The following is a 10226-nucleotide window of genomic DNA, read 5'->3' as shown; positions in this document are numbered from 1 at the left end:
TCGTCGTAGCGGACGTACGAGTCCTCTGCGAGCACGAGAAGGGTCGGGATGCGCACGTCTTCGAAGGGCGGAGGCGCGCTGCTCATCTCACCGTACGACGCCACCACGGCAGCCTGGCTGTATCTGTACCGCCAGCGGCCGTCGTGGTCGGCGACGAGGAAGCCGTCCAGATCCTCAACCACGCTCGCTTTCGGGGTGTGCTGCAGCCCGCTCTCCTCGAAGCGGCGCTCGACGCCCTCGTCGAACGACGCGTACGACCGGTCTTCTCGGGCGAGCTCGGCGACGTGCAGGGCGATCTCCGCGTCGAGCTGGATCGCAGGATCGAGCAGGACGAGGCGCTCCACGAGCTCCGGCTCCCGGGCGGCGAGCTCGAACGCGAGACGGCCGCCGAACGAGTGGCCGATCCACACAGCCGGCTTCGTTCCCAGGGTCGCGACGAGGGTGTGAAGGTGGTCAGCGATGCTCCACGGCGGCTCGTGCGGCGAGTCGCCGTGGCCGAGTAGGTCGGGAGCGACAACCCGGTAGTCGACCAGATACCGCTCGGCGAGTCGGTGCCAGCCCGCCCCCCGCCCGGTGACGCCGTGCAGGCAGATCACCCGCGGCGCGTCGGGATCGCCCCACGCCTCGACGTGGAGCGTCCTCCTCAACCGTCGAGCGCTTCCAGGGACTCCGGAACCATCTCCGTCCGCCGGCTGTCCTTTACGAGCGACCAGATCACCAGACCATCCTTGTCGATCAAGAATGTTCCGCGCCTCGGCGCTCCCGTCTCATCGTCGAAGACGCCATAGGCCTTCGCTGCGGCGCCGTGCTGCCAGAAGTCGGACGCGAATGTGTATGTCGCGCCGAGCTCCTCCTTCCAGGCCTGTCGGGCTGCCGAGGTGTCGCACGAGACGAAAACGACATCGGTTTCGGCATGGTCGAAGGACTCGAGGTTTGCCTGAAGATCGAGGGCCTCGTCGCGACAGACTTCCGTGAAGGCGAACGGGTGAAAGACGAGGAGCACGTTCCGCTTGCCCCTGAACGTTCCCAGGCTGACGCGCGGCTTGTCGTACGCTTCTTCGAGGTCGAACTCCGGTGCCCGATCACCCGTCCCGACTGCCATCACCCGTCTCCTCTCCGTTGCCCGAGCGCACATAGTACGTTCGGTCCTCGAGTCCGGCGGGCAGGTAGGTGGAGGTGGCGCGAGTCGGGTCGTCGTGAGGTGAGACGTATCCCTCTCCGTGGCCTCGCGTTCGCGCCCCGGCGTAGTGGGCGTCCCTGAGCGCCGGCGGAGGCGGCTGGATTCCACGCTCGCGAACCTCGGCCCGGGCCTCCCAGATCGCGCTTGCCGAGGCGTTCGACTTGGGCGCGTTTGCCAGGTAGATCGCGGCCTGCGAGAGGTTCAGCTGAGCTTCGGGCAAACCGACGTGCTCGAGGGCTTGCGCGGAAGCGACGGCGACAAGGAGTGCCCGTGGATCAGCGTTGCCGATGTCCTCGGAGGCGAGAATTACCATCCGGCGAGCGATGAAACGCGCGTCTTCGCCGCCCTCGAGCATCGCCGCAAGGTAGTAGACCGTCGCGTCGGGGTCGCTGCCACGCATCGACTTGATGAATGCGGAGACGATGTCGTAGTGCTGATCGCCGGCGCGGTCGTACCGGAGCGGCCGCTTCCGGGCGGCATCAGCGACGTGCCGCGCTTCGAGCGACGCTCCCTCCGCGGTAGCCGTTTGCCAGGAGAGCTCGAGCGTACCGAGCGCGCTGCGCGCGTCCCCTCCGGCCTTCCGCACGATCGCCTCGACGACGTCGGCCGGCACCCCGATGCCGAGCTCCGTTGCGCCGCGTGCGACAACGCGCGCGACCTCCTCGTCCGAAAGAGGCTCGAGCTCGACAACCGCGCACCGCGACAGCAGAGCGGCATTGACCTCGAAATACGGGTTCTCGGTCGTCGCCCCGATCAGCGTCAGAAGGCCGCTCTCGACGCCCGGGAGGAGCGCGTCCTGCTGCCCCTTGTTGAATCGATGGATCTCGTCAAGGAAGAGGATCGTTCTGATCCCGTTCGCCCCAAGCCGGTCGCGGGCGCGCTGGAGCACGCCGCGGACGTCGTCCACCCGAGCCGAGACCGCGGAAAGCTCCTCGAACTCGGCGCCCGTAGTCTCGGCGACGATTCGCGCGAGCGTCGTCTTGCCGACACCGGGAGGCCCGTAGAGAATCATCGACGGTGGCCTGTCTCCTTCGATCGCGAGGCGAAGGGCAGATCCCTCGGCCAGCACGTGCCGCTGGCCGACGAGCTCGTCGAGTGACCGGGGACGGATCCGCTGGGGGAGTGGCGCGGTCTGATTCTGACGCGCAGACGCGGCGTCCGAGAAGAGATCGGTCATGGCGTGAGTGTAGGGCGCGGGAGAGGGACGTCACATCGCTGGTGCCGAGTGGTGCGTCTCGGTGACGGCGTTGCGCCGGCGAGAAAAGGCGCGAGAGGAGCAGCAATGGCTGGCGAGGTCGTTCACGCCGATTTCCCGTCAGAGGGCATCGAGCGCTCACAGAGGTTCGGAAGCGGTCTCTTCGGCACCGCGGAAGGCCGGTCGGCATCCAGAATCCAGCACGCCACCGTCACGCACTATGCTCTGTGCCATGTCACAGGAGACCTGGGAACCCCCGCTGAGCCAGCCAGTCCTTCCCGGCGAGGCACGCAGTGACTATGAACGGTATCTCAACAGCGAGGAACTGCTGTCGCTCCAGAAGAGTCCCGAGGAGTGGGTGCACCGGGACGAGCTGCTCTTCCAGGTCGTCCATCAATCATCGGAGCTGTGGCTCAAGCTGGCCTGGAACGACACGGGTGCGGCGGCGACCCTCGTTGGTGACGACGATCTGAGTGGAGCGCTCCGTCTCCTCCGGCGCGCAGGCATGTGCATGCGCTTCATCACGGGACAGCTCGACATGCTCGAGCAGATGTCCCCGTGGGAGTACCAGGAGATCCGCAAGGTTCTCGGGCACGGGTCTGGCTTCGATTCGCCCGGCGTCAAGGCGCTCCGTCCCGCCATGGCCCGGCTCGGCGAGGCGTTTCACGCGGCGCGTGAGCGGGCAGGGCTCTCGCTCCTCGACCTCTACGTCCACGGCCGCGATCACGAGCAGCTCTACCAGTTGGCCGAGGCGATGATGGAGCTCGACGAGTGGATGCAGACGTGGCGGATCAGGCACTATCGCGTCGTCGCGAGAGTCATCGGTGAGCACGTGATCGGAACGCAGGGCACGCCGGTGGAAGTACTCGGGCGGCTGATTCATCGCGTCGAGTACCAGGAGCTCTGGGACGTCCGCAACGAGTTGACGGCGAAGTCGCAGGCCGAAGGGTGAACCTCCGTGAGGAGGCGACCGTGCTTCTGCAGAATCTCCTGCGGTTGAACACGGTCAATCCGCCGGGGAACGAGACGATCGCCGCGGAGTTGCTGCGCGACTATCTCGCAGCAAGCGACATTCCCTGCGAGCTCGTCGGACGTACGCCCGATCGGCTCAACCTGGTCGCCCGTCTGAAGGGCGGAGACGGCCCGACGCTCGCCTTCCTCGCGCACACAGACACGGTTCGTGCGGATGCCGAGGAGTGGACGCGGAATCCCTGGTCAGGGGATCTCGTCGACGGCGAGATCTGGGGTCGCGGCGCGCTCGACATGAAGAATCAGGTGGCGGCAAGCGCCGTCGCCTTCTCCTCGCTCTGGCGTGAGGGGTTCGAGCCCGCCGGGGATGTCCTGCTCGTCCTGACCGCCGACGAGGAGGTCAACGAGGACTTCGGGCTCTCGTGGCTCGTCCAGGAGCACCCCGAGCTCGTCCGGGCCGACTACGCGCTCAACGAGGGTGGCGGAGAGCGGTGTGTCTTCGGAGGTGACGTCTTTTATCTCTGTGCGACGGGCGAGAAGATGAGCGCTCCGTTCCGGGTTCGCGTCCACGGTCGCAGCGGCCATGCCTCCGTCCCCTCGATCGCCGACAGCGCGCTCGTCAAGGCGGCCCCGATCATCGACGCGCTCGGTCGCTACAGTCCACCGAAGACGATGATCCCCGAGGTGGCGCGGTTCCTCGAGCTCGTTCTCGGAGAGCGCCCTCCGCTCGAGGAGACGCTCGATCGGGCCCGGCTCTTGCACCCGCTCGCTGCCGAGATCATTGAGCCGTTGCTCTCGTTCACGATTGCTCCAACGATGATCGAGGCGTCGAAGCAGATCAACGTGATCCCCGCAGAGTGCACCATCACCGTGGACTGCCGCCTGCCGCCCGGTATGCATCCCGCGGACGTCGATCCACTGATTCGGACGGCGATCGGCCCGGGTGACTACGACCTCGAGTGGCTCGAGAGCGACGGCGGTACCCGCTCACCGATGGTGACGCCGCTCTGGACCGCGCTCGAAGCGTGGGTCACCGAGCAGGATCCCGGAGCCCGGCTTGCGCCGGTCGTCTGCGCAGGTTTCACGTATTCCCACTGGATGCGCGAGGCGTTCGGAACCGTCGCGTACGGGTTTTTCCCGCAGAGGTCGATGGATCCCGAGCTCGCTGCTCGGCTCGTCCACTCCGCCGATGAGCGCATCCCTGTCGATGATCTCGAGCTCGGTGTGCATGCGCTGCGTGCCGCGGTGCTCTCACTGGTGGCCTGAGACCCTGATGGACGATCTCGTGCGCGTCACCTATGTTCCGAACGAGGTTACGGCCGATCTCGTCTGTAGCTTCCTGCGGGCGGAAGGGATCAAGTGCGCCCACCGGGTCACGAACGTCGGCGCCGGCTCGTGGGACGGCGTTCCGAACATGGGCGGCGCCCGCGAGATCATCGTCAGCGCGGGCGACGTCGATGCGGCTCTGGCGATCCTGGCGGCCGCCGAGCAGGGTGACTTCGAGGACGAGGACGCCTCGCAGGTCTGATCCGGGAGTGGTGTCCCGAATCCGCTAGGACGCTGGCTTCTCGTGATGGCCGCCGAACTGGCGGCGCATCGCCGAGAGCACCCTGTTGGCGAAGAGGCCCTCGTCTCGCGAGGAGAATCGTGAGTAGAGGGCTGCGGTCAGCACATCGGCGGGGACGCCTTCCTCGATAGCGGCGATCGCTGTCCAGCGCCCTTCACCGGAGTCGGAGACGCGGCCGGCGAAGCCGTCGAGATCCGGCGACTCGTTGAGCGCGGCGGCCGTGAGGTCGAGGAGCCATGACTCGACGACGCTTCCGCGCCGCCAGACCTCGGTGATGGCGGGGATGTCGAGGGTGTACGAGTAGAACTCGGGATGATCGAGCGGCGCGGTCTCGGCATCCCTGTCCCGTGGTCGGAGCCCGGCATCGGCTCCGTGGAGGATGTTGAGCCCCTCGGCCAAGGCGGCCATCATCCCGTACTCGATTCCGTTGTGGATCATCTTCACGAAGTGGCCCGCGCCCGAGGGGCCACAGTGGAGGTAGCCACGCTCCGCGGATTCGGGGTCACCGGTTCGGCCGGGTGTCCGTTCTGCTGCGCCGACACCCGGCGCGAGGGTGGCAAAGATCGGCTCGACCTCGGCGAACGCATGGTCGGGGCCCCCGACCATCAGGCAGAAGCCGCGTTTGAGGCCGAAGACACCGCCGCTCGTGCCGCAATCCAAATACCGGATCCCCTTCTCGGCGAGCTCGCCGGCTCGGCGAATGTCATCGCGGTAGTAGGAGTTGCCACCGTCGATGATCGTGTCACCCGCGTCGAGGCGTGATGCGAGCTCCACGACCGTCGACTCGGTGATCTCGCCGGCCGGGACCATGATCCAGGCGCGTCGGGGCACCTCGAGCTTTGCAACGAAGTCGTCGAGCGAGTCGGACCCGGTCGCTCCCTCTGTGACGAGCGTCGCGACAGCCTCCTGACTGACGTCGTAGACGACGCAGGTATGCCCGTCACGCATGAGCCGCCGGACGATGTTCGCACCCATCCGGCCTAGACCGACCATCCCGAGCTGCATGCCCGGAGCCTATACGCTCGCTCTCATGGACAGACGCGTCCAGATGAGTGCGACGTACGGACTCGATCGAATCGCAGCTCCGAGCGTGGAGCCGCTTGCGTGACGACATCGCTCGAGATCCACGAGGCCGGCGGCGCTCTCGACGACCTCGAACGATGGCTTCGGGCGCAGGGCTTCTTCACCCCGGGTGGCGAGCACCTGATCGCGGATCTCTATCTCGGCTACGGGCTGTCCTCGACGATTCGGCGGCAACACTCCCCCGCGCCGCCGGAGCCGTGCCCGCTCCCTCTCCTCGCCTGTACCGTCCGGGAGACGGCGTATCTTGCCAGTCATGACAACAGATCGGGCAACGATATCGCGATCGGCCGCTGGCAGCAGACGTGGAGTGCCGGCGACTATGCCGAGGCCGTTCGGCGTGTTCGGAGCGCGATCGAGCGCGGCGACGTGTACCAGGTCAACCTGGTCCAGCACCTTTCGGCGCCGTTCGGAGGGGATCCGGGCGCGCTCGCCACCCGCCTGTCTGTGCTGGCACCCCACAATCCAGAGCCCTACCGGGGCCACGGTTGGACGATTGTCTCGGGATCACCTGAGCTCTTTCTCGCGCGCCGCGGGAGCCGCGTCTGGACGAGCCCGATCAAGGGAACACGCCCGGCGGGAGGAGCGGGTGAGCTCGCAGGCTCGGTGAAGGACGCGGCCGAGCACGTGATGATCGTCGACCTCGAGCGAAACGATCTAGCGCGCGTCTGTGAACCCGGGAGCGTTCGCTGGCCCGAGCTGATGGCCACCCGGGCGCTCGCGGGCGTCGAGCATATGGTCTCGACGGTCGAGGGAACGTTGCGCGAGGGCGTCGGCCTCGCGGAGCTCCTCGATGCGACATTCCCGGGCGGGTCTATCACCGGTGCTCCGAAGATCGCGGCCGTCGATCTGATCGCCGAGATCGAGCCTGTCGGTCGCGGCGCGTCGATGGGCGCGATCGGTCGGGTTTACGGGAACGGCGACGTCGACCTCGCACTGACGATCCGGACGTTCGCAATCGCGGATGGGCGTATCCACCTCTGGGTCGGTGGTGGCGTTGTCTGGGATTCCGATCCGCAGGCCGAGATCGACGAGTCGTGGGTGAAGGCCGACCCACTTCTGCGCGCGATCGGTGCGCCGCGCGTCCCCCAGGCCGGGAGTTCCCCCGTGTCAATCGCGGGTACGAAAGCGGCCGCAGCATGAGCTCGCCCTCGCTGCGAGCGGTGGCCGTGTCCGGTCGCGGGCTCGTCGATCCCGGCGCACCCGTGCTCACGGCCGACGACGAGGGGTTCACGCGCGGCCGGGCTGCGTTCGAGACGATGCGGGTCTATGGTGGCCGGCCGTTCCGGCTGGAGCAGCATCTCACTCGCCTCGCGACATCGGCCGAGAGAATCGGCCTCGAGGCGCCGGATCCCGGAGAGGTGGAGAGCCTCGCCGCGATGGCGCTCGAGCATGCGGGCCTCTCCGACGCGGTGCTCCGCCTCTACTGGACGCCAGGGTCGCCTGGCGGTGAGCATCGTGCGATTGCGCTCGTCAGCACGATTCCCGAGTGGATCGAGGAGGCCCGAGGTAGGGGGCAGCGGCTGGTATCGCTCGTGCATCAGCGTCGATCGGCGTCCTGGCTCCTTCCGGCGACGAAGTCGACGAGCTACGCCGTCAGCATGGCCGCGGAGGCAGAGGCGAAATCGCGGGGTGCTGACGATGCCCTGTTCGTCGATGCCGACGGGATCGTCCTCGAAGGACCTGTGACCAACATCTGGTGGCGTGAGGCCGACGTGCTGCTGACGCCGGCGCTCGAGGTCGGCATCCTGGCCGGCGAGACTCGAGCGGCGCTGCTGGAACTCACGGCAGCCGAGGGCCGCCGGGTCGAGCAGGGCGTCTATCCTCTCGCGCGGCTTCTCGGGGCGGACGAGGTCTTCACGTCCTCGTCAGTCCGGGAGCTGATGCCGGTCGTCGGCATCGACGGGCACGCGTTCGAGATCGGTCTCGCCGCGGTGGCGTTGCAGGAGTCGCTCCGCCGGGCCGCCCTCGGCTAGCGGCGGCGTTCGTCCGCGGACTACGTGATCGTGGTCTGGCAGCTCGGTGAGTCGTCCGGCTGCGTCTTCGCGTCCCCTGCGAACCGGGCGAACATCGTCCACGTGCCGGCCGTTTGCATGACGAGCGAGGTCGCGTATGCGCCGGAGCCGTTGGTCGTGAGCTTCTGAACCGCCTCCGCACCGTTCGGTGGCGTGACGTGGAGTTCGATCGCAGCTCCCGCGAGCGGTGGAGTCAGCGTGCCGCCGGTCGCATATACACCCGCCTTGCCGTTCGCGGGACACGCCAGCGTGAGCGTCGACACCTGGAGACCTGGCTGCGGTGGCCCTGGCGGCGGCAGGATCGGGATCGGCGTCCAGGGCGGCGGGGGAGGCTCCGGGTTCGGGAACGGCCTCGTAGGAACCTTCCGCAGGCGATCGGCGATCGCCTGGTCGAGAATCAATCCGGGTGCTCCCTTGGCTCCACGTTGCGCCTTGCGGAACGCGGCCATTCGCGACGCGAGCTGCGTTCGGAGCCGCTTCGTCATCGCGCTCTTGTCCTTCGCAAAGACTGAACGTCCCGCCTTCAGCGCATCCCGGATGCCGTCGGCTGAGATTCTGGCCGCCTGAATGCGGGTGGCGCGTTCCTTCGCCCTCTGCAGCGCGAGAAGCTGCTGGTAGGGAAGCTTCGCCATTCCTGCTTGCTCCTTCGCCGTGTCACCGTCGTCGACGGAGTTCCGGACGAGCTCGGCGAGAGCAATCTCCGACCGGAGGACGGCGGGGAGCAGAGCCCGTTGCAGAGCCGCGTTACACGGCGTGCGCGGACATCTCAACGGCGTGGCCGCCGCGCGCACGGCGGCGCGAAGGTCGGCGCGGAGCTCACCGAGCTGGCCGTTGACTCCTCGTACCTGGGCGCGTGCGAGATCTGCACGCTGGGCCGGCGTGAGCGCTACGGGCGCGGGTGCCGGCATTGGCGGAAGGGGCACGAGGAGGAGCGGGAGCGGGCAGAAGACAAGCTCGCGGAACTGCTGGAAGGAGTGGATGACACCCGGGTTCGACCGGAGCACGTTGACCATGGCGGCGCGGTTACCGCCGTAGCACCGAGCTTCGATGTCGGCCAGGGCAGCTGCGACGTTGCCCTCGACCGTATAGTCGTCGGCGGGACTATCAGCGCACATTGGCGGGGCACCGTACTCGTGGGCCCAGTACTCGGACCATCCTTCGTTGAACGCGTACGCCAGGCTGCCCGAACGGAGACAGGGAGAGTGGCTTCGGGCGTACGTGTGCGCAACGACGTCGCCGAGGAAATGGCCGCTGTCCCCGTCATATCCGTGACGGATCACGTGACCGAACTCGTGGCGCGTGATGGTGTCGTCTCCGCCGCCGTTGTATCCGGTCACATACCCGGAGGGCCACCAGATCTCGGTGTACATCGTCAGAGGGGTTTCGCCGGGAGCATCCGCCTGGATCAGAAGACCGCCGGATGGCGGATTGAAGCCCATGAGGTCACGGAAGTCGCGGTGCGCGAGATGGAGGCCACGCCAGATCGCGCACTTGTGCGACTGGCCGGGCGTCGAGAACAGGAGGCCGCCGAGATTCTGCTCGGCGACGTTGTTGCGATATCCCCCGGTGTCCACGGACCAGTCGTCGGTCCCGATCCAGTCCTTGAGCCGCACGCCGGCAGCGTCGCGGAGCGCCATCCGAATGAAGTGATTGTCCTCGCTGTTCGTCGCCCGGAGCGAGAACGTCCCATCGGGGTTCGCAAACTGCACATCATCTTTCCCGCCGACCCACTCGACGGGCAAGAAGTCGGGACTCCCTCGACGCCAGAGCTGGAGCTCGATCCCGCCGAGCGGCATGATCGTCCCACGGTCATCGCAGAGCCACTGCCCGGTATACACCGTTTCCGCTGCCTGCGCCGGTGCCGCAGTGAGGACGAGGCTCAGGGCTGCGATGGCGGCGACGAGAAATCGCTTCACAACGGAAGCGTATAGCCGTGTTGGCAGACGAACAACCCCCCAATTGGGCGACGCGCGCGAGTGACCTCCACGCTCCCTGCTGGCGCCATCCGCTCCTCCCGTCTCAGGCGTTGTGGATCACGAGATGGGCGCAGCCGACCGGCTGATCGCGCTCGATGTAGCGCTCCTCCGAGGGCGTCCATACCTCCACCCAGGCGGCGCGTGCGGCTGTGCCGTCACGGGCAACTGCACGTGCGAGCCGCACGTCAGCGGGTGCGTCGACCCACACGCGCACGGCGTAGGCGTCGCGAAGGGTGCGGTGGAG

At 67.4% G+C, this 10226-nt stretch carries 10 protein-coding genes and 1 pseudogene; 5 read left to right on the top strand and 6 right to left on the bottom strand.

Going from position 1 to position 10226, the window contains the following annotated elements; all coding sequences use genetic code 11:
• The 3 genes from ABIR74_RS04125 to ABIR74_RS04115 all read right to left on the bottom strand — a co-directional run.
• On the bottom strand, positions 1 to 647 hold a 647-nt coding region (locus ABIR74_RS04125; protein ID WP_348175350.1), incomplete at its 3' end, for an alpha/beta fold hydrolase.
• Entirely contained in the window at positions 644 to 1102 is a 459-nt protein-coding gene (locus ABIR74_RS04120; protein WP_348175349.1) for a redoxin domain-containing protein, read from the bottom strand. The genes ABIR74_RS04120 and ABIR74_RS04125, both read right to left, overlap by 4 nt.
• A complete protein-coding gene (locus ABIR74_RS04115; RefSeq protein ID WP_348175348.1) occupies positions 1083 to 2357 on the bottom strand; it encodes a replication-associated recombination protein A in 1275 nt (424 codons plus the stop codon). Before ABIR74_RS04115 ends, ABIR74_RS04120 begins: the two co-directional genes overlap by 20 nt.
• 250 nt (positions 2358 to 2607) lie before the next feature.
• Here ABIR74_RS04115 and ABIR74_RS04110 point away from each other — a divergent pair, with 250 nt between their 5' ends.
• From ABIR74_RS04110 to ABIR74_RS04100, 3 genes are read left to right on the top strand one after another with little or no spacing between them, the layout of a single operon-like run.
• A complete protein-coding gene (locus tag ABIR74_RS04110; protein ID WP_348175347.1) occupies positions 2608 to 3327 on the top strand; it encodes a tryptophan 2,3-dioxygenase family protein in 720 nt (239 codons plus the stop codon).
• A gap of 20 nt (positions 3328 to 3347) precedes the next feature.
• Positions 3348 to 4610, top strand: coding sequence for a M20/M25/M40 family metallo-hydrolase (locus ABIR74_RS04105; RefSeq protein WP_348175346.1), 1263 nt, complete (start codon positions 3348 to 3350; stop codon positions 4608 to 4610).
• 7 nt (positions 4611 to 4617) lie between these two features.
• Entirely contained in the window at positions 4618 to 4872 is a 255-nt protein-coding gene (locus ABIR74_RS04100; protein WP_348175345.1) for a hypothetical protein, read from the top strand.
• 24 nt (positions 4873 to 4896) lie between these two features.
• On the opposite strand, the gene gnd is transcribed toward ABIR74_RS04100, so the two are convergent.
• The gene (gnd, locus tag ABIR74_RS04095; protein ID WP_348175344.1) at positions 4897 to 5916 is read right to left on the bottom strand and encodes a phosphogluconate dehydrogenase (NAD(+)-dependent, decarboxylating); all 1020 of its coding nucleotides are present in this window, start codon (positions 5914 to 5916) and stop codon (positions 4897 to 4899) included.
• Between the two features lie 99 nt (positions 5917 to 6015).
• Between gnd and ABIR74_RS04090 the strand changes: the two genes are divergently transcribed.
• Entirely contained in the window at positions 6016 to 7134 is a 1119-nt protein-coding gene (locus tag ABIR74_RS04090) for an anthranilate synthase component I family protein (protein ID WP_348175343.1), read from the top strand.
• Positions 7131 to 7967: an aminotransferase class IV gene (locus tag ABIR74_RS04085; RefSeq protein ID WP_348175342.1), complete on the top strand. Its 837-nt coding sequence runs from the start codon at positions 7131 to 7133 to the stop codon at positions 7965 to 7967. The genes ABIR74_RS04090 and ABIR74_RS04085 overlap by 4 nt, the downstream gene beginning before the upstream one ends.
• A 20-nt stretch (positions 7968 to 7987) precedes the next feature.
• On the opposite strand, the gene ABIR74_RS04080 is transcribed toward ABIR74_RS04085, so the two are convergent.
• Positions 7988 to 9922, bottom strand: a complete 1935-nt coding sequence (locus tag ABIR74_RS04080; protein ID WP_348175341.1) for a hypothetical protein — start codon at positions 9920 to 9922, stop codon at positions 7988 to 7990.
• A gap of 103 nt (positions 9923 to 10025) precedes the next feature.
• Positions 10026 to 10226: pseudogene (locus ABIR74_RS04075) on the bottom strand (hypothetical protein); the annotation flags it as partial.

The organism is Gaiella sp., assembly GCF_039915195.1.
In the GTDB taxonomy this organism is placed as follows: domain Bacteria; phylum Actinomycetota; class Thermoleophilia; order Gaiellales; family Gaiellaceae; genus Gaiella.
This window is presented reverse-complemented; position numbering and strand designations above follow the sequence as displayed.